Consider the following 18,735-nt stretch of genomic DNA (forward strand, 5'->3'; position numbering starts at 1 on the left):
CGGCGAACTGGATCTCTTCAGTCCGGATAGTGGCACGGGCGCGCTGACGTCATCTTATCTGGTCGACCGCATGACGATGTTGATCCGTAAGAATTGGTTCAATAGCGAGGACAAGAATCCTCTGGATTCATCGGTTACGTTCAGCTCAAGCAATCATAGCTATCAAAATATCAATGACTCTCTTGAGAGTGGTGCCGACATTGCCAAATTCGACACGCTGATCGCTGTAGGAAGACATGGCGCCAGCGATGTGCGGCAGTCACGAGATAACGATTTAACAATACTATTTTAAATAAAGCACCCTGCCGCAAGCGGCGAGGTATTTAAATGCGCTCTTCAGGCTGCTGGTTTTCAACCAGCTTACGCCCCAAGGGCGGGGAATTAAACCCGAAGAGATTAAATACATCAACTTTAATGCTCCCAATGCCGCTAGCTTTCCAAAGCTGAGTGAAATGACAAAGCCAGTATATATTGTGCTGCGCTTAATGACACTTACCCGCTGACACCAAACGAGGAATTGATTGTATGAAAAAGATTGTTTTGTTATTGATCGCTGCAGCAATCGTTTATGCCACGTTTTTTACAGAAAAGGCTCGGCTAGACCGGGAAGTGGATCGCCTGTGCGCTATCGATGGAGGTATCCGGGTGTATGAAACGGTGACATTGCCGGCGGATAAGTTTGATAAAAGGGGAAAGATCAATTTTATTATCCGACCCAAAGGAAAACGCGCTGGGGCCGGAGTATATCTTTAAATGGAACATTTACGATTACAAAAAAAGAGACCCAGGTCAAGGACCTCAGGAATCATCTATGAGCCGAGATTATTTCATGATCATTCGAAAATCAGATATGAAATTACTCGGTGAATTTGTTTTATATAGCCGGGTTGGTGGAGATTTACCTGGACCATGGGTACCTTCATCGCATCGATGCCCAGGATTAGATAAGAACGAAAATGTTCTGATGGGAGAAATTTTTATCAAATCAATGGGGAAAGCTGAGAAATGAATAATATTAATACATCTGCTTTACAAGCTGAACTATCTCAAGCTGCATATGGAACATTCTTGAATAGTAATATTACAGTCAATGAACTAACTGGGGATGGTGTTGAGATGTCGCCCTCTCAAGCCACCAAATTTGCTGAAACCTGGAGAGTTGCGGCCCAATATAGCGATCCGGCTACCGGAGTTTCGGCGACAGTTTTTGAAGCCAAGAATGGTGGCGCAAAATATCTTGCTATACGCGGTACCGAGTTTGAAACAAAGGATTTACTTGCGGATGGAATTTTAGCTGCTGCGATACCTGCATATCTCAATCCTCAATTCACAATGCTGCAATTGAAGTTAAATGCGTGGCTAGACGATCCGGACGTACTGCAAGGCCAAAACTTTACAGTTACCGGGCATAGTCTGGGTGGTTATTTAGCCGCGGCTGTTAAGCAAAGTTATGCGCAAGCAACGGAAGCCTATTTGTACAACGCACCGGGTGTGGGTGGTTTGCTCGGTAATCTGGCAGATGCGGTGAGCAGCGCGCTCGGTCTGAATAATGTTGCGCCCGATAGTATCTGGAATTTACGAGGTTCGGAAGGTTTTCCGCTTATTTCGGGGTTGGGTTTTCAGCTTGGCACATCTATCAGTATTCAAACCGAAGCATCCGGCAATAATCATAGCATCAGTTTGTTAACCGATGCTTTAGCCGTCTATTCCGCTTATTCCCAGTTGGCGCCCAATCTGAATCAAGAACAGCTCAGCAAGTTGATTGATGCATTCGGTTCGACCAAGGATATTGGCGGATCGAACGGCAAAACGCTGGAATCCGCATCGATGCGTTGTGTGTCATTTTGCTGGATCCGGAGAATGGCAAGATTGCACTGAGTGAAAGCCGGAAGACTGAAACGGGTAATCGCGACAAATTTTATGAGAATCTTTATGGATTGCAAAATAGTGATCAATTCAAGGATTCAGCGGACAAAGTTCAGTTGACGTTGTTATCCGATTTGTCCCCCGGCGCGATCATCAGCAAGATCGAAAGCAACGATCAGGGCGGCCTGGCAACCCGCTTTGCATTGCTTGCGCTGAATCCTTTGTTCTGGAAGGAGAAAAAATTGATTACGGTGCTTTCAATACCAACGGCGAACTGGATCTCTTCAGTCCGGATAGTGGCACGGGCACGCTGACGTCATCTTATCTGGTCGACCGCATGACGATGTTGATCCGTAAGAATTGGTTCAATAGCGAGGACAAGAATCCTCTGGATTCATCGGTTACGTTCAGCTCAAGCAATCATAGCTATCAAAATATCAATGACTCTCTTGAGAGTGGTGCCGACATTGCCAAATTCGACACGCTGATCGCTGTAGGAAGACATGGCGCCAGCGATGTGCGGCAGTCACGAGATAACGATTTAACAATACTATTTTAAATAAAGCACCCTGCCGCAAGCGGCGAGGTATTTAAATGCGCTCTTCAGGCTGCTGGTTTTCAACCAGCTTACGCCCCAAGGAGCGAGGAATTAAACCCGAAGAGATTAAACACATCAACTTTAATGCTCCCAATACCGCTAGCTTTCCAAAGCTGAGTGAAATGACAAAGCCAGTATATATTGTGCTGCGCTTAATGACACTTACCCGCTGACACCAAACGAGGAATTGATTGTATGAAAAAGATTGTTTTGTTATTGATCGCTGCAGCAATCGTTTATGCCACGTTTTTTACAGAAAAGGCTCGGCTAGACCGGGAAGTGGATCGCCTGTGCGCTATCGATGGAGGTATCCGGGTGTATGAAACGGTGACATTGCCGGCGGATAAGTTTGATAAGAAGTATGGGCAGATTAATTTTTATCGGCCGACTCAAGGTGAGAACACACTAGGGCCAGAGTATATCTACAAGTCGGATATGCGCTATTACAAAAAAGGTGATCCTTCATCACAAGGGGCTCACGTAATTGCCATGAAGCGCGATCATATCCAAATCATCAGAAAATCAGATATGCAGTTGTTAGGTGAGATTGTAATGTATTACAGAGCTGGCGGCGATCTGCCAGGGCCATGGCACCACTCATCCTATCAGTGTCCAGATAGATCTATAGCAACTGAAGGTACTTTGTTAGAAAAGGTTTTTAAAAAATCTCTTGAAGGAGACAAGAAGTGAGCGGAATTAATGAATATATAATTCAGGCTGAATTGGCGCAAGCAGCTTATGGTATTTTTGCAAATGGCACAATCGTAACTCGCGACCTTACAAATAATAGTGTAGATATGCCGCTTAACCAAGCTACTCATTTCTCTGAAAAATGGCAAGTCGCTGATCAATACACCGATCCTGTAACCGGTGTCTCAGCCACAGTTTTTGAGGCCAAGAATGGTGGCGCTAAGTATCTCGCAATCCGTGGTACCGAGCTTGAAGCCAAGGATATATTGGCTGACGGAATATTGGCATCTGCAATACTCCCCGTTATCAATCCCCAGTTCACAGCACTACAACTGAAGTTAAATGCGTGGCTAGACGATCCGGACGTACTGCAAGGCCAAAACTTTACAGTTACCGGGCATAGTCTGGGTGGTTATTTAGCCGCGGCTGTTAAGCAAAGTTATGCACAAGCAACGGAAGCCTATTTGTACAACGCACCGGGTGTGGGTGGCTTGCTCGGTAATCTGGCAGATGCGGTGAGCAGCGCGCTCGGTCTGAATAATGTTGCGCCCGATAGTATCTGGAATTTACGAGGTTCGGAAGGTTTTCCACTTATTTCGGGGTTGGGTTTTCAGCTTGGCACATCTATCAGTATTCAAACCGAAGCATCCGGCAATAATCATAGCATCAGTTTGTTAACCGATGCTTTAACCGTCTATTCCGTTTATTCCCAATTAGCGCCCAGTCTGAATCAAGAACAGCTCAGCAAGTTGATTGATGCTTTCGGTTCGACCAAGGATGTTATTGGAGCATCCAACAGTAAAACGCTGGAATCTGCCGTCTATGACTATAGCTCGCCTAGCGGGATTGGGTTTTGATGTTGCTCTTTCGATTGTCATCGTGATTGAAGATCAGATGGCTTGGGACATCAGTGATCCTTCCAGTATGCGTAACCACAGTCAGCAAGCATTTACCGATACCTCGGTTGTTTATTCAGTTGTTTCTGCTTAAATTTAATTAGTTATCACTTATATATCAATGATTTATATCACATTGATATTACACTTTAAAATATATTAATTTGATGTGACTTAATGCCGTTAACTTCTCACTCCAGAATTGAAAGTTTAGTAAAGAGTGCATTGCGCTTCTCATAATGCCATCCAACAAGAATTAGGGCCATCCGCATGAAAATCATTTTTTGGCTGATATTCACTTCAGCTCTGATCTACGCCTCTTTTTTCACAGAAAAGGACCGGTTAGACAGGGAAGTAAAACGACTCTGCGCCATTGACGGCGGAATTAAGGTGTATGAGACGGTGAAGTTGCCGGCGGAAAGGTTTGAAAAAGATGGCTCAATTTATATTCCGGCCAAGTGGTTAGTAAAACCCGCAGATGGATACTACATTGAAAACTCAACAATTCATCTAATAACAGGAAATCCAGAGCTTTTAAAGCTACATAGCTGGGTTTATCGAGAAACAGACAAAAGACTACTTGGAGAAAGCATAAGTTACATGAGACGAGGTGGAAGCATTCCAGGACCTTGGCATTCGCCAGCTTTTTATTGCCCTCAAATTGAGGACTCTGGTTATCTAGGGCCTGTTAACACTATTTGATATAATATGGTGATGGAAATCACCGAAACTCAATATCAACAGATCGAACACTGCATGCCGCGCCAGCGTGGCAATGTCAGTCATTCCAATCTACAAATTCTCAATGCTATTCTGTATGTTACCGAGCATGGTTGCAAGTGGCGCGGACTACCCAAGCGTTTCGGTAATTGGCATACCATCTACACTCGAATGAATCGATGGGCGAAAAGCGGCGTGCTTCAAAAAGTTTTTGAGCAGCTGCAGCATCAACAAATCATTCGCATCAAGATTGAAGCCGTTTCGATGGATAGCACCAGCATCAAAGTGCACCCTGATGGTACTGGTGCATTAAAAAACGGCCCGCAATCCATCGGCAAATCCCGAGGTGGCTGGACCACTAAAATTCATCTGGTTGCCGCAGATACCAGAACAGCCATAACTTTTCCTTATCTCCGGGGCATACACATGACGCACCGGAAGGACGACAACTCCTGTTAGCACTCGGCCCCGTCTCTTCTCCTACTCATCTGCTGATGGATCGCGCTTATGAGGGTGATCAAACCAGACAGCTTGCATTGGAGCTCGGTTATATCCCGGTTGTCCCACCCAAAACTAATCGGCTGGAGCTCTGGGAATATGACCGCGCCATGTACAAAAAACGCAATGAGATCGAAAGATTATTCCGCAGACTCAAGGGATTCCGTCGAATATTCTCCAGATTCGACAAACTGGATGTCATTTTTCTCTCATTCATCCATTTCGCTCTCATCGTCGAAGCACTTAGGTAGTGTTAACAGGCCCTAGTTAAGAAAATTTTTATTAAAGGATAAGAGAGCAGAAATGAATCAATTATCTGAAAATTTTAAGCAAGCAGAACTAGCTTTAGCGGCTTACGGTAGCTTTACTTCTGCTGTACCAACTCAAAGAGAACTCGAGGCCATAGAATTTTCTTCCAGGCAAGCCGAAGTTTTTATACAAAACTATCGGTTAGTCAGTCAATTCAATGATGCAGCCACAGGCTTATCAGCAACGGTATTCGCCGACAAAGATTCCGGCGAAACCTTTCTTGCTGTACGTGGGACTGAGATTAGCGATGTCAGAGACTTTGCTACTGGAGTTTTTGACATTATGCTATTTGGAAGTACTCAATTGCATCCGCAATATCATAGCCTTAAAACCAAAGTTACGGAATGGTTGAACGATGGCACGCTATCTCCAACGTTTACTGTCACCGGCCACAGCATGGGCGGTTTTCTGGCAATCGGCTTGGCCGACGATCCACTTTTTACTAGGGCCTGTTAACACTACCTAAGTGCTTCGACGATGAGAGCGAAATGGATGAATGAGAGAAAAATGACATCCAGTTTGTCGAATCTGGAGAATATTCGACGGAATCCCTTGAGTCTGCGGAATAATCTTTCGATCTCATTGCGTTTTTTGTACATGGCGCGGTCATATTCCCAGAGCTCCAGCCGATTAGTTTTGGGTGGGACAACCGGGATATAACCGAGCTCCAATGCAAGCTGTCTGGTTTGATCACCCTCATAAGCGCGATCCATCAGCAGATGAGTAGGAGAAGAGACGGGGCCGAGTGCTAACAGGAGTTGTCGTCCTTCCGGTGCGTCATGTGTATGCCCCGGAGATAAGGAAAAGTTATGGCTGTTCTGGTATCTGCGGCAACCAGATGAATTTTAGTGGTCCAGCCACCTCGGATTTGCCGATGGATTGCGGGCCGTTTTTTTTAATGCACCAGTACCATCAGGGTGCACTTTGATGCTGGTGCTATCCATCGAAACGGCTTCAATCTTGATGCGAATGATTTGTTGATGCTGCAGCTGCTCAAAAACTTTTTGAAGCACGCCGCTTTTCGCCCATCGATTCATTCGAGTGTAGATGGTATGCCAATTACCGAAACGCTTGGGTAGTCCGCGCCACTTGCAACCATGCTCGGTAACATACAGAATAGCATTGAGAATTTGTAGATTGGAATGACTGACATTGCCACGCTGGCGCGGTATGCAGTGTTCGATCTGTTGATATTGAGTTTCGGTGATTTCCATCACCATATTATATCAAATAGTGTTAACAGGCCCTAATAATGTTTCCCACGCTTATCTTTTTAATGCGCCGGGATTAGGTGGTTTCACAGGACCTTTCATCAATACCGTGCTTGACTGGATGGGTCTTGCACCCACCTACGATCAATCAAAAATTAGTAACATTGTTGCTGCCACCGGTATTAGTCCAATCGCGGGTCTGGGTTTCGATGTCGCTCCGCCGATTGACATCGTGATTGAAGACCAGATGGCCTTAGACATCACTAATCCGCCGGGTGCGCGCAATCATAGTCAGCAAGTACTAACCGATGCTTTAGCCGTCTATTCCGCTTATTCCCAATTGGCGCCCAATCTGAATCAGGAGCAGCTCGACAAACTGATCGATGCTTTCGGTTCGACCAAGGATATTGGTGGATCGAACGGCAAAACGCTGGAATCCGCCCTCGATGCGTTGCGTGTCATTTTGCTGGATCCGGAGAATGGCAAGATTGCACTGAGTGAAAGCCGGAAGACTGAAACGGGTAATCGTGACAAATTTTATGAAAATCTTTATGAGCTACAAAATAATGGGCCATTCAAGGATTCGGCAGATAAAGTTCAGTTGACGCTGTTATCCGATTTGTCCCCCGGCGCGATCATCAGCAAGATCGAAAGCAACGATCAGGGCGGCCTGGCAACCCGCTTTGCATTGCTTGCGCTGAATCCTTTTGTTCTGGAAGGAGAAAAAATTGATTACGGTGCTTTCAATACCAACGGCGAACTGGATCTCTTCAGTCCGGATAGTGGCACGGGCGCGCTGACGTCATCTTATCTGGTCGACCGCATGACGATGTTGATCCGTAAGAATTGGTTCAATAGCGAGGACAAGAATCCTCTGGATTCATCGGTTACGTTCAGCTCAAGCAATCATAGCTATCAAAATATCAATGACTCTCTTGAGAGTGGTGCCGACATTGCCAAATTCGACACGCTGATCGCTGTAGGAAGACATGGCGCCAGCGATGTGCGGCAGTCACGAGATAACGATTTAACAATACTATTTTAAATAAAGCACCCTGCCGCAAGCGGCGAGGTATTTAAATGCGCTCTTCAGGCTGCTGGTTTTCAACCAGCTTACGCCCCAAGGAGCGGGGAATTAAACCCGAAGAGATTAAATACATCAACTTTAATGCTCCCAATGCCGCTAGCTTTCCAAAGCTGAGTGAAATGACAAAGCCAGTATATATTGTGCTGCGCTTAATGACACTTACCCGCTGACACCAAACGAGGAATTGATTGTATGAAAAAGATTGTTTTGTTATTGATCGCTGCAGCAATCGTTTATGCCACGTTTTTTACAGAAAAGGCTCGGCTAGACCGGGAAGTGGATCGCCTGTGCGCTATCGATGGAGGTATCCGGGTGTATGAAACGGTGACATTGCCGGCGGATAAGTTTGATAAAAGGGGAAAGATCAATTTTTATTATCCGACCCAAAGGGAAAACGCGCTGGGGCCGGAGTATATCTTTAAATGGAACATTTACGATTACAAAAAAAGAGACCCAGGTCAAGGACCTCAGGAATCATCTATGAGCCGAGATTATTTCATGATCATTCGAAAATCAGATATGAAATTACTCGGTGAATTTGTTTTATATAGCCGGGTTGGTGGAGATTTACCTGGACCATGGGTACCTTCATCGCATCGATGCCCAGGATTAGATAAGAACGAAAATGTTCTGATGGGAGAAATTTTTATCAAATCAATGGGGAAAGCTGAGAAATGAATAATATTAATACATCTGCTTTACAAGCTGAACTATCTCAAGCTGCATATGGAACATTCTTGAATAGTAATATTACAGTCAATGAACTAACTGGGGATGGTGTTGAGATGTCGCCCTCTCAAGCCACCAAATTTGCTGAAACCTGGAGAGTTGCGGCCCAATATAGCGATCCGGCTACCGGAGTTTCGGCGACAGTTTTTGAAGCCAAGAATGGTGGCGCAAAATATCTTGCTATACGCGGTACCGAGTTTGAAACAAAGGATTTACTTGCGGATGGAATTTTAGCTGCTGCGATACCTGCATATCTCAATCCTCAATTCACAATGCTGCAATTGAAGTTAAATGCGTGGCTAGACGATCCGGACGTACTGCAAGGCCAAAACTTTACAGTTACCGGGCATAGTCTGGGTGGTTATTTAGCCGCGGCTGTTAAGCAAAGTTATGCGCAAGCAACGGAAGCCTATTTGTACAACGCACCGGGTGTGGGTGGTTTGCTCGGTAATCTGGCAGATGCGGTGAGCAGCGCGCTCGGTCTGAATAATGTTGCGCCCGATAGTATCTGGAATTTACGAGGTTCGGAAGGTTTTCCGCTTATTTCGGGGTTGGGTTTTCAGCTTGGCACATCTATCAGTATTCAAACCGAAGCATCCGGCAATAATCATAGCATCAGTTTGTTAACCGATGCTTTAGCCGTCTATTCCGCTTATTCCCAGTTGGCGCCCAATCTGAATCAAGAACAGCTCAGCAAGTTGATTGATGCATTCGGTTCGACCAAGGATATTGGCGGATCGAACGGCAAAACGCTGGAATCCGCATCGATGCGTTGTGTGTCATTTTGCTGGATCCGGAGAATGGCAAGATTGCACTGAGTGAAAGCCGGAAGACTGAAACGGGTAATCGCGACAAATTTTATGAGAATCTTTATGGATTGCAAAATAGTGATCAATTCAAGGATTCAGCGGACAAAGTTCAGTTGACGTTGTTATCCGATTTGTCCCCCGGCGCGATCATCAGCAAGATCGAAAGCAACGATCAGGGCGGCCTGGCAACCCGCTTTGCATTGCTTGCGCTGAATCCTTTTGTTCTGGAAGGAGAAAAAATTGATTACGGTGCTTTCAATACCAACGGCGAACTGGATCTCTTCAGTCCGGATAGTGGCACGGGCACGCTGACGTCATCTTATCTGGTCGACCGCATGACGATGTTGATCCGTAAGAATTGGTTCAATAGCGAGGACAAGAATCCTCTGGATTCATCGGTTACGTTCAGCTCAAGCAATCATAGCTATCAAAATATCAATGACTCTCTTGAGAGTGGTGCCGACATTGCCAAATTCGACACGCTGATCGCTGTAGGAAGACATGGCGCCAGCGATGTGCGGCAGTCACGAGATAACGATTTAACAATACTATTTTAAATAAAGCACCCTGCCGCAAGCGGCGAGGTATTTAAATGCGCTCTTCAGGCTGCTGGTTTTCAACCAGCTTACGCCCCAAGGAGCGAGGAATTAAACCCGAAGAGATTAAACACATCAACTTTAATGCTCCCAATACCGCTAGCTTTCCAAAGCTGAGTGAAATGACAAAGCCAGTATATATTGTGCTGCGCTTAATGACACTTACCCGCTGACACCAAACGAGGAATTGATTGTATGAAAAAGATTGTTTTGTTATTGATCGCTGCAGCAATCGTTTATGCCACGTTTTTTACAGAAAAGGCTCGGCTAGACCGGGAAGTGGATCGCCTGTGCGCTATAGACGGCGGGATTAAGGTTTATGAGACGGTGGCATTGCCGGCGGATAAGTTTGATAAAAGTGGAAGGATCAATTTTTACGAGCCTACAAAAAAAATCGAAGATACGTTGGGACCTGAGTATATCTATCAATGGAATACACATTATTACATGAAAGGTGATCCTGTAAGTCAAGGAGCTCAAGAAGTCATCATGGCACGTGATCATATCCAGGTTTTTCAGAAATTAGGCATGAAATTATTGGGAGAACTTGTTACGTACCATCGTGTTGGTGGTGATTTACCAGGACCATGGATGCCTTCTTCATATCATTGTCCCGATAAATCAGTCACAAGAGAATTACTTTTATTAAATCACATTTTTGTTAAATCCATAGAGAGGAATGAAAAATGAGCAATATCAATACATATTTTTTGCAAGCTGGATTGTCGCAAGCAGCTTATGGTACTTTCCTGGATAAAACGATTGCTATTGCTGATTTGATCAACAGAGACACAGTTGGCATGTCTTTTTCTCAAGCTACCCAATTTGCCGTAAATTGGCAAGTCGCTGATCAATACATCGATCCTGTCACCGGTGTCTCAGCAACAGTTTTTGAGACTAAGAATGGTGGCACAAAATATCTTGCTATACGTGGTACCGAGTTTGAAGCAAAGGATTTACTTGCAGATGGAATTTTGGCTACCGCGATGCCTGTCTATCTCAATCCTCAATTCACGGCACTACAACTGAAGTTAAATGCGTGGCTAGACGATCCGGACGTACTGCAAGGCCAAAACTTTACAGTTACCGGGCATAGTCTGGGTGGTTATTTAGCCGCGGCTGTTAAGCAAAGTTATGCGCAAGCAACGGAAGCCTATCTCTATAACGCTCCGGGCGTGGGTGGCTTGCTCGGTAATCTGGCAGATGCGGTGAGCAGCGCGCTCGGTCTGAATAATGTTGCGCCCGATAGTATCTGGAATTTACGAGGTTCGGAAGGTTTTCCACTTATTTCGGGGTTGGGTTTTCAGCTCGGCACATCCATTAGCATTCAAACCGAAGCATCCAGCAATAATCATAGCATCAGTTTGTTAACCGATGCTTTAACCGTCTATTCCGTTTATTCCCAGTTAGCGCCCAGTCTGAATCAAGAACAGCTCAGCAAGTTGATTGATGCTTTCGGTTCGACCAAGGATGTTATTGGAGCATCCAACAGTAAAACGCTGGAATCTGCCGTCTATGACTATAGCTCGCCTAGCGGGATTGGGTTTTGATGTTGCTCTTTCGATTGTCATCGTGATTGAAGATCAGATGGTTTGGGACATCAGTGATCCTTCCAGTATGCGTAACCACAGTCAGCAAGTACTTATCGATGCTTCGGTTGTTTATTCAGTTGTTTTTGCTTGAATTAAATTCACTGGCACTTATATATCAATGGGTTATATTACATTAATATTACACTTTAAGATATATTAATTTGATGTGATTTAATGCCGTTAACTTCTCACTCCAGAATTGAAAGTTTAGTAAAGAGTGCATTGCGCTTCTCATAATGTCACTCAACAAGAGCAAGGAACTATCCGTATGAAAATTATTTTTTGGCTGGTATTCGCTTCAGCGCTGATCTATTCCTCTTTTTTCACTGAAAAGGATCGGTTGGACAGGGAAGTAAAACGGCTTTGCGCCATTGACGGCGGAATTAAGGTTTATGAGACGGTGAAATTGCCGGCGGAGAGATTCGATCGGTATGGGCAGATATCAATTCCGTACAAGGAGAATGTTAAGACAGGAGATGAGTATTACTACGAATCATCCACGATTTATCTGATCAGAGGAAATCCGGAATTAGTGAAATATCGCTATGAAGTTTATCGACAATTTGATGGCAAATTACTAGGTGAAATAATTAATTACTCAAGACGTGGTGGGGGGATACCGGGACCTTGGCATGTTACTGCGTTTCGCTGCCCCAAAGAAACAGATGCCGATTTGAATAAGAAAATTTTCATTAAATCATTAAAGAATGAGGGAGAATATCATGAGTCAGCAAATTGAGTATTTAAAGCAAGCTGAACTAGCACTAGCGGCTTATGCAGACTTTACTTCGGATATGCTGACTCAAGCTGAGTTGGAAGATGCGGATTTTTCCACTAGGGCCTGTTAACACTATTTGATATAATACGGTGATGGAAATCACCGAAACTCAATATCAACAGATCGAACACTGCATGCCGCGCCAGCGTGGCAATGTCAGTCATTCCAATCTACAAATTCTCAATGCTATTCTGTATGTTACCGAGCATGGTTGCAAGTGGCGCGGACTACCCAAGCGTTTCGGTAATTGGCATACCATCTACACTCGAATGAATCGATGGGCGAAAAGCGGCGTGCTTCAAAAAGTTTTTGAGCAGCTGCAGCATCAACAAATCATTCGCATCAAGATTGAAGCCGTTTCGATGGATAGCACCAGCATCAAAGTGCACCCTGATGGTACTGGTGCATTAAAAAAAAACGGCCCGCAATCCATCGGCAAATCCCGAGGTGGCTGGACCACTAAAATTCATCTGGTTGCCGCAGATACCAGAACAGCCATAACTTTTCCTTATCTCCGGGGCATACACATGACGCACCGGAAGGACGACAACTCCTGTTAGCACTCGGCCCCGTCTCTTCTCCTACTCATCTGCTGATGGATCGCGCTTATGAGGGTGATCAAACCAGACAGCTTGCATTGGAGCTCGGTTATATCCCGGTTGTCCCACCCAAAACTAATCGGCTGGAGCTCTGGGAATATGACCGCGCCATGTACAAAAAACGCAATGAGATCGAAAGATTATTCCGCAGACTCAAGGGATTCCGTCGAATATTCTCCAGATTCGACAAACTGGATGTCATTTTTCTCTCATTCATCCATTTCGCTCTCATCGTCGAAGCACTTAGGTAGTGTTAACAGGCCCTAGTCAAGCTCGTACTTTTACCGATACTTATCGCTTAGTCGCCCAATATACTGATGCAACCGGTTTATCTGCAACAATATTTGCTGATAAAGTTTCCGGAGAAGCTTTTCTCGCTATTCGTGGTACTGAAACTTCTGATTCAATGGATTTATTGACGGATCTGATTGATATCACGTGGCTGGGTAGTACAACACTGCAACCGCAATATATCAGCCTCAAATTCAAAGTCGCGGAGTGGCTCGAAAATGGAATACTCCCACAAAACTTTACTGTTACTGGCCACAGCCTGGGTGGTTTTTTGGCGGCAGGGCTTGTTGCAGAACCCATGTTTACGAATCATATTTCACATGCATATCTTTACAATGCCCCAGGAGTGGGCGGTTATACAGGCCCCTCTGCGGCGGCTTATGCGATTTTGGATTTTCTTGGTGTTGCATCCACATATGATCAATCCAAGATCAGTAATATTGAAGCGGCAACAGGTACTAGTCCAATTTCAGGACTAGGTTTCGACGCTGCTCCCCCGATTGACGTCATCATTGAAGACCAAATGGCTTCAGATATAAGCAACCCTCCCGGTGCGCGAAATCATAGTCAGCAAGTACTAACCGATGCTTTAGCCGTCTATTCCGCTTATTCCCAGTTGGCGCCCAATCTGAATCAGGAGCAACTCGACAAGTTGATTGATGCATTCGGTTCGACCAAGGATATTGGCGGATCGAACGGCAAAACGCTGGAATCCGCCATCGATGCGTTGCGTGTCATTTTGCTGAATCCGGAGAATGGCAAGATAGCGCTGAGTGAAAATCAGAAGACTGAAACGGGTAATCGCGACAAATTTTATGAGAATCTTTATGGATTGCAAAATAGTGATCAATTCAAGGATTCAGCGGACAAAGTTCAGTTGACGTTGTTATCCGATTTGTCCCCCGGCGCGATCATCAGCAAGATCGAAAGCAACGATCAGGGCGGCCTGGCAACCCGCTTTGCATTGCTTGCGCTGAATCCTTTTGTTCTGGAAGGAGAAAAAATTGATTACGGTGCTTTCAATACCAACGGCGAACTGGATCTCTTCAGTCCGGATAGTGGCACGGGCACGCTGACGTCATCTTATCTGGTCGACCGCATGACGATGTTGATCCGTAAGAATTGGTTCAATAGCGAGGACAAGAATCCTCTGGATTCATCGGTTACGTTCAGCTCAAGCAATCATAGCTATCAAAATATCAATGACTCTCTTGAGAGTGGTGCCGACATTGCCAAATTCGACACGCTGATCGCTGTAGGAAGACATGGCGCCAGCGATGTGCGGCAGTCACGAGATAACGATTTAACAATACTATTTTAAATAAAGCACCCTGCCGCAAGCGGCGAGGTATTTAAATGCGCTCTTCAGGCTGCTGGTTTTCAACCAGCTTACGCCCCAAGGAGCGGGGAATTAAACCCGAAGAGATTAAATACATCAACTTTAATGCTCCCAATGCCGCTAGCTTTCCAAAGCTGAGTGAAATGACAAAGCCAGTATATATTGTGCTGCGCTTAATGACACTTACCCGCTGACACCAAACGAGGAATTGATTGTATGAAAAAGATTGTTTTGTTATTGATCGCTGCAGCAATCGTTTATGCCACGTTTTTTACAGAAAAGGCTCGGCTAGACCGGGAAGTGGATCGCCTGTGCGCTATCGATGGAGGTATCCGGGTGTATGAAACGGTGACATTGCCGGCGGATAAGTTTGATAAGAAGTATGGGCAGATTAATTTTTATAAGCCTACCCAGAAAATTGAAGACACGCTAGGGCCGGAATATATCTACCAATGGGATATTCATGATTATGTCGAAGGACATCCTGTTATTAATGGAGCGCAGGAAATCGCTATGCGAAGAGATCATATCAAAATCATTCGAAAATCAGATATGAAACTGCTCGGTGAATTCGTTAAATATCATAGAGCAGGCGGTGACTTACCGGGACCATGGATGCCCTCATCGCATCATTGCCCTAACCAATTGGAAGCAAGTTCTATTCTAGTAATACATAGAATTTTCATTAAATCTGCTGAGGAGAATGGGAAATGAGTAATATTAATGAATATTCAATTCAGTCTTCATTGGCACAAGCGGCATATGGCTCATTTTCGGTTGGCTTAATTGATATTGATAAACTAACTGCAAAAGAAGTGGAAATGTCTCTTTACCAAGCCACCCAATTTGCCGCAAATTGGCAAGTTGTCGCCCAATACACCGATCCTGTCACCGGTGTTTCAGCAACAGTTTTTGAGACTAAGAATGGTGGCGCAAAATATCTTGCTATACGTGGTACCGATTTTGAAGCAAAGGATTTACTTGCAGATGGAATTTTGGCTACTGCGATGCCTGTCTATCTCAATCCTCAGTTCACAGCACTACAACTGAAGTTAAATGCGTGGCTAGACGATCCGGACGTACTGCAAGGCCAAAACTTTACAGTTACCGGGCATAGTCTGGGTGGTTATTTGGCTGCGGCCGTTAAGCAAAGTTATGCACAAGCAACGGAAGCCTATTTGTACAACGCACCGGGTGTGGGTGGTTTGCTCGGTAATCTGGCAGATGCGGTGAGCAGCGCGCTCGGTCTGAATAATGTTGCATCCGATAGTATCTGGAATTTACGAGGTTCGGAAGGTTTTCCGCTTATTTCGGGGTTGGGTTTTCAGCTTGGCACATCTATCAGTATTCAAACCGAAGCATCCGGCAATAATCATAGCATCAGTTTGTTAACCGATGCTTTAGCCGTCTATTCCGCTTATTCCCAGTTGGCGCCCAATCTGAATCAGGAGCAACTCGACAAGTTGATTGATGCATTCGGTTCGACCAAGGATATTGGCGGATCGAACGGCAAAACGCTGGAATCCGCCATCGATGCGTTGCGTGTCATTTTGCTGAATCCGGAGAATGGCAAGATAGCGCTGAGTGAAAATCAGAAGACTGAAACGGGTAATCGCGACAAATTTTATGAGAATCTTTATGGATTGCAAAATAGTGATCAATTCAAGGATTCAGCGGACAAAGTTCAGTTGACGTTGTTATCCGATTTGTCCCCCGGCGCGATCATCAGCAAGATCGAAAGCAACGATCAGGGCGGCCTGGCAACCCGCTTTGCATTGCTTGCGCTGAATCCTTTTGTTCTGGAAGGAGAAAAAATTGATTACGGTGCTTTCAATACCAACGGCGAACTGGATCTCTTCAGTCCGGATAGTGGCACGGGCACGCTGACGTCATCTTATCTGGTCGACCGCATGACGATGTTGATCCGTAAGAATTGGTTCAATAGCGAGGACAAGAATCCTCTGGATTCATCGGTTACGTTCAGCTCAAGCAATCATAGTTTCCAAAATATCAATGATTATTTTGAAGATGTAACCTCGGGATACAAGATTTCGCAAGGTGAATTGTCGGGGAACACGCCGCGTTATTTTTTCGGCGGTGAGAATCCGGACAATCCGGCCGCTTCCGCTGTTGAAGATCATCTATATGGCGGCGGGGGAGATGACACGCTGAAGGGGCTTGAGGGTAACGATTATCTGGAGGGCGGTGCTGGGTCGGATACTTATATCGTCAATCCCGGCGACGGTACGGATACGATACTGGATATCGACGGAATCGGCGCCATTCAATTCGGTGCTGTGATTGCACAAGGCAGAAGCGGTGTGACCGACGGCAAAGATTGGATAAGAATCGGCGATACCTGGATGGATCAGAGAAACGATTTGGTTTATCTCCTCGCTGCTCAGGATAATGGCACCAATGACTTATTCGTCAGTTTTGTCGGATCAGCTGATAGCGCCAGGGTGCGGATAAAAAATTGGAGCGACGGTAAATTAGGTATCACGCTTGGCGATAATGCACCCAACGATGCGCCGGTATTGGATCGAGTTATCGTAGGCGATTTGAAACCCGAGAAGCCCATTGACTACGACGAGCTAGACAATATTGTCGTCGGTGCGGAAGAAGAAGCGGATCGTGAAGATTTTTTGTACGGCAGCGCCGAGAACGATTATATTCGCAGCCTCGGCGGGAATGACGAGGTCGACGGCAAGGACGGCAGAGATCGCATCGAAGGTGGAGCGGGCGAGGATATTTTATCCGGCGGAAAGGGTGACGATGTGATACTGGGCGGCGCCGATAGCGACATCATCCAGGGGCAAGCGAACAACGACAGGCTTTACGCAGAAATCGAGTATACCCTGGATGCTGCGTACACGCTGAGCAACACCCAGACCGGAAGCGGCGAAAGAGGTGATCTGGCCGATGGTGGTGCAGGCGATGATACGCTCATTGGCAATGACGGTAACGACATCTTGATGGGGGGGACGGGCAAAGATATTTTGCTTGGGCTGGGCGGAGACGACATGATCGAAGGCGATCTTAATGTCGAATCTTTTGATAGAGATTGGAAAGTCGATCGTTCAACCAGCAGTAAGGATAATGTTACCACCTATAGCCGGAAATATAACTTCGGCACTTCACCCGCAGAGACTGCCATGGTCGCCGGGGGCGATGACGTTATCGCGAGCGGTACCGGGAAAGACTGGATCTTCGCGGGAGGCGGTAACGATTCCGTTGATGCCGGTGCCGATAGTGATGTGGTTTTTGGTGAAGCAGGTAACGATACCATCCTTGGGCAGGATGGTGATGATGTATTGCAAGGAGATAATTTTTACAAGACATTGGATGCGTCTTTGCATGGTAACGATTATTTAAGCGGCGGTAATGGCGATGATGTGCTGAGGGGTGATGGAGGTTCCGATTATCTTGCCGGCGGTGCGGGCGCGGATGTGCTTATCGGTGATGACAGAGAAATTTCATTGCTTTATCAGGGGGACGATTTTCTCGATGGAGGTGACGGTGCCGATCAGCTTTCCGGGGGTGGCGGCAAGGATACATTGGTCGGTGGAGCTGGAAACGATGCGCTATATGGCGGAGCGGGTGACGATACCTATCTCGGTGTAGAAGAAGGCGATGCGATCAACGATCTGGAAGGAAACAATATCATTATGCTGGCCGATGCCGGCAATGGCGGTACGCCGGTGAGCGCACTGGCCAATTTGACCGGTGAATCGCAAGGCTCAACGGCAAATTCCAGCGCACCAGCATCGAATACACCGTTAGGCGCGACTTGGCTGGGTAATTCCAGTGTTTTGCGCGTTTCCCTGGCAAATGGCGGAGCGCTTGATCTGCACAATGCGCTTTATGGCATGGCTGCACAAATTCAATTTGATCACGGCAACAATTCAATCAACCTGGAGACTTGGGTCAGCGAGAACTTACACAAGGCGGTTGTTTTGAATTTGTCGACCATTACGGTTGATTCCGGACAACCGGTGGTACAAGCCTACGGCGGTACGGGCGCGGACTTCATCCAGGGCAGCAGCAATGACGATACCCTCAAAGGCTACGGCGGTAACGATTTCCTGTTAGGTGACGCCGGTGATGATCTGCTTAGCGGCGGAGCG

23 protein-coding genes and 6 pseudogenes are annotated in these 18,735 nt (G+C 46.0%); 28 read left to right on the forward strand and 1 reads right to left on the reverse strand.

Annotated features, from left to right (window positions below):
- Positions 1-70: 70 nt before the first annotated feature.
- From HRU78_07135 to HRU78_07190, 12 genes are all read left to right on the forward strand, one after another.
- Complete coding sequence (locus tag HRU78_07135) at positions 71-292, forward strand: hypothetical protein (protein ID QOJ23456.1); 222 nt, start codon at positions 71-73, stop codon at positions 290-292.
- A gap of 233 nt (positions 293-525) precedes the next feature.
- Positions 526-753, forward strand: a complete 228-nt coding sequence (locus HRU78_07140; GenBank protein ID QOJ23457.1) for a hypothetical protein — start codon at positions 526-528, stop codon at positions 751-753.
- A gap of 58 nt (positions 754-811) precedes the next feature.
- Complete coding sequence (locus tag HRU78_07145; GenBank protein ID QOJ23458.1) at positions 812-1,009, forward strand: hypothetical protein; 198 nt, start codon at positions 812-814, stop codon at positions 1,007-1,009.
- 59 nt (positions 1,010-1,068) lie between these two features.
- On the forward strand, positions 1,069-1,878 hold the full coding sequence (locus HRU78_07150) for a hypothetical protein (GenBank protein ID QOJ23459.1): 810 nt from the start codon (positions 1,069-1,071) through the stop codon (positions 1,876-1,878).
- Positions 1,845-2,180: a hypothetical protein gene (locus HRU78_07155; protein QOJ23460.1), complete on the forward strand. Its 336-nt coding sequence runs from the start codon at positions 1,845-1,847 to the stop codon at positions 2,178-2,180. The genes HRU78_07150 and HRU78_07155 overlap by 34 nt, the downstream gene beginning before the upstream one ends.
- A 23-nt stretch (positions 2,181-2,203) precedes the next feature.
- On the forward strand, positions 2,204-2,425 hold the full coding sequence (locus tag HRU78_07160; protein QOJ23461.1) for a hypothetical protein: 222 nt from the start codon (positions 2,204-2,206) through the stop codon (positions 2,423-2,425).
- Between the two features lie 234 nt (positions 2,426-2,659).
- Positions 2,660-3,154, forward strand: coding sequence for a hypothetical protein (locus HRU78_07165; GenBank protein QOJ23462.1), 495 nt, complete (start codon positions 2,660-2,662; stop codon positions 3,152-3,154).
- Positions 3,151-4,011: a hypothetical protein gene (locus tag HRU78_07170; GenBank protein QOJ23463.1), complete on the forward strand. Its 861-nt coding sequence runs from the start codon at positions 3,151-3,153 to the stop codon at positions 4,009-4,011. Before HRU78_07165 ends, HRU78_07170 begins: the two co-directional genes overlap by 4 nt.
- The gene (locus HRU78_07175; GenBank protein QOJ23464.1) at positions 4,001-4,144 is read left to right on the forward strand and encodes a hypothetical protein; all 144 of its coding nucleotides are present in this window, start codon (positions 4,001-4,003) and stop codon (positions 4,142-4,144) included. The genes HRU78_07170 and HRU78_07175 overlap by 11 nt, the downstream gene beginning before the upstream one ends.
- Before the next feature lie 176 nt (positions 4,145-4,320).
- On the forward strand, positions 4,321-4,752 hold the full coding sequence (locus HRU78_07180; protein QOJ23465.1) for a hypothetical protein: 432 nt from the start codon (positions 4,321-4,323) through the stop codon (positions 4,750-4,752).
- Positions 4,753-4,764: 12 nt separating this feature from the next.
- A protein-coding gene (locus HRU78_07185; GenBank protein ID QOJ24961.1) for an IS5 family transposase occupies positions 4,765-5,519 on the forward strand; the annotation gives its coding sequence in 2 pieces (ribosomal slippage) (positions 4,765-5,170 and positions 5,170-5,519; 756 coding nt in all).
- Between the two features lie 52 nt (positions 5,520-5,571).
- On the forward strand, positions 5,572-6,033 hold the full coding sequence (locus tag HRU78_07190) for a hypothetical protein (protein QOJ23466.1): 462 nt from the start codon (positions 5,572-5,574) through the stop codon (positions 6,031-6,033).
- 2 nt (positions 6,034-6,035) lie between these two features.
- Here the strand turns inward: HRU78_07190 and HRU78_07195 are convergent.
- Positions 6,036-6,791, reverse strand: a pseudogene (locus HRU78_07195) (IS5 family transposase).
- A 19-nt stretch (positions 6,792-6,810) separates the two neighbouring features.
- Here HRU78_07195 and HRU78_07200 point away from each other — a divergent pair.
- The 16 genes and pseudogenes from HRU78_07200 to HRU78_07275 all read left to right on the forward strand — a co-directional run bounded on the left by HRU78_07200 (position 6,811) and on the right by HRU78_07275 (position 18,723).
- Positions 6,811-7,833, forward strand: coding sequence for a hypothetical protein (locus tag HRU78_07200; protein QOJ23467.1), 1,023 nt, complete (start codon positions 6,811-6,813; stop codon positions 7,831-7,833).
- A gap of 234 nt (positions 7,834-8,067) precedes the next feature.
- Positions 8,068-8,553 carry a hypothetical protein gene (locus HRU78_07205; GenBank protein QOJ23468.1) on the forward strand — a complete coding sequence of 162 codons (486 nt, stop codon included), beginning with the start codon at positions 8,068-8,070 and terminating at the stop codon, positions 8,551-8,553.
- Between the two features lie 59 nt (positions 8,554-8,612).
- On the forward strand, positions 8,613-9,422 hold the full coding sequence (locus tag HRU78_07210; GenBank protein ID QOJ23469.1) for a hypothetical protein: 810 nt from the start codon (positions 8,613-8,615) through the stop codon (positions 9,420-9,422).
- Positions 9,389-9,970, forward strand: a complete 582-nt coding sequence (locus HRU78_07215; GenBank protein ID QOJ23470.1) for a hypothetical protein — start codon at positions 9,389-9,391, stop codon at positions 9,968-9,970. The genes HRU78_07210 and HRU78_07215 overlap by 34 nt, the downstream gene beginning before the upstream one ends.
- 234 nt (positions 9,971-10,204) lie before the next feature.
- Complete coding sequence (locus HRU78_07220) at positions 10,205-10,699, forward strand: hypothetical protein (protein ID QOJ23471.1); 495 nt, start codon at positions 10,205-10,207, stop codon at positions 10,697-10,699.
- Positions 10,696-11,559, forward strand: a complete 864-nt coding sequence (locus tag HRU78_07225) for a hypothetical protein (protein ID QOJ23472.1) — start codon at positions 10,696-10,698, stop codon at positions 11,557-11,559. The genes HRU78_07220 and HRU78_07225 overlap by 4 nt, the downstream gene beginning before the upstream one ends.
- Positions 11,549-11,692 (forward strand): hypothetical protein, encoded by a 144-nt coding sequence (locus tag HRU78_07230; protein ID QOJ23473.1) that lies wholly within the window; start codon positions 11,549-11,551, stop codon positions 11,690-11,692. The genes HRU78_07225 and HRU78_07230 overlap by 11 nt, the downstream gene beginning before the upstream one ends.
- Before the next feature lie 177 nt (positions 11,693-11,869).
- Positions 11,870-12,340: a hypothetical protein gene (locus HRU78_07235; protein ID QOJ23474.1), complete on the forward strand. Its 471-nt coding sequence runs from the start codon at positions 11,870-11,872 to the stop codon at positions 12,338-12,340.
- A gap of 131 nt (positions 12,341-12,471) precedes the next feature.
- Positions 12,472-13,229, forward strand: a protein-coding gene (locus tag HRU78_07240) for an IS5 family transposase (GenBank protein QOJ24962.1) whose coding sequence is annotated in 2 segments (ribosomal slippage) — positions 12,472-12,880 and positions 12,880-13,229 — 759 coding nt in all. Because the reading frame shifts where the segments join, the coding sequence is not laid out codon by codon here.
- 155 nt (positions 13,230-13,384) lie between these two features.
- The gene (locus HRU78_07245; protein QOJ23475.1) at positions 13,385-14,590 is read left to right on the forward strand and encodes a hypothetical protein; all 1,206 of its coding nucleotides are present in this window, start codon (positions 13,385-13,387) and stop codon (positions 14,588-14,590) included.
- 234 nt (positions 14,591-14,824) lie between these two features.
- Positions 14,825-15,322 (forward strand): hypothetical protein, encoded by a 498-nt coding sequence (locus HRU78_07250; GenBank protein ID QOJ23476.1) that lies wholly within the window; start codon positions 14,825-14,827, stop codon positions 15,320-15,322.
- Positions 15,319-16,836, forward strand: a pseudogene (locus tag HRU78_07255) (hypothetical protein). The gene HRU78_07250 and the pseudogene HRU78_07255 overlap by 4 nt, the downstream one beginning before the upstream one ends.
- 135 nt (positions 16,837-16,971) lie before the next feature.
- Positions 16,972-17,337 (forward strand): annotated as a pseudogene (locus tag HRU78_07260) (hypothetical protein).
- A 246-nt stretch (positions 17,338-17,583) separates the two neighbouring features.
- A pseudogene (locus HRU78_07265) lies at positions 17,584-17,937 on the forward strand (hypothetical protein).
- Positions 17,938-18,003: 66 nt separating this feature from the next.
- Positions 18,004-18,231 (forward strand): annotated as a pseudogene (locus HRU78_07270) (calcium-binding protein).
- Between the two features lie 45 nt (positions 18,232-18,276).
- Positions 18,277-18,723: pseudogene (locus tag HRU78_07275) on the forward strand (hypothetical protein).
- Positions 18,724-18,735: the final 12 nt, after the last annotated feature.

The organism is Gammaproteobacteria bacterium (genome assembly GCA_015709635.1).
Taxonomy (GTDB): Bacteria; Pseudomonadota; Gammaproteobacteria; order Burkholderiales; family Nitrosomonadaceae; genus Nitrosomonas.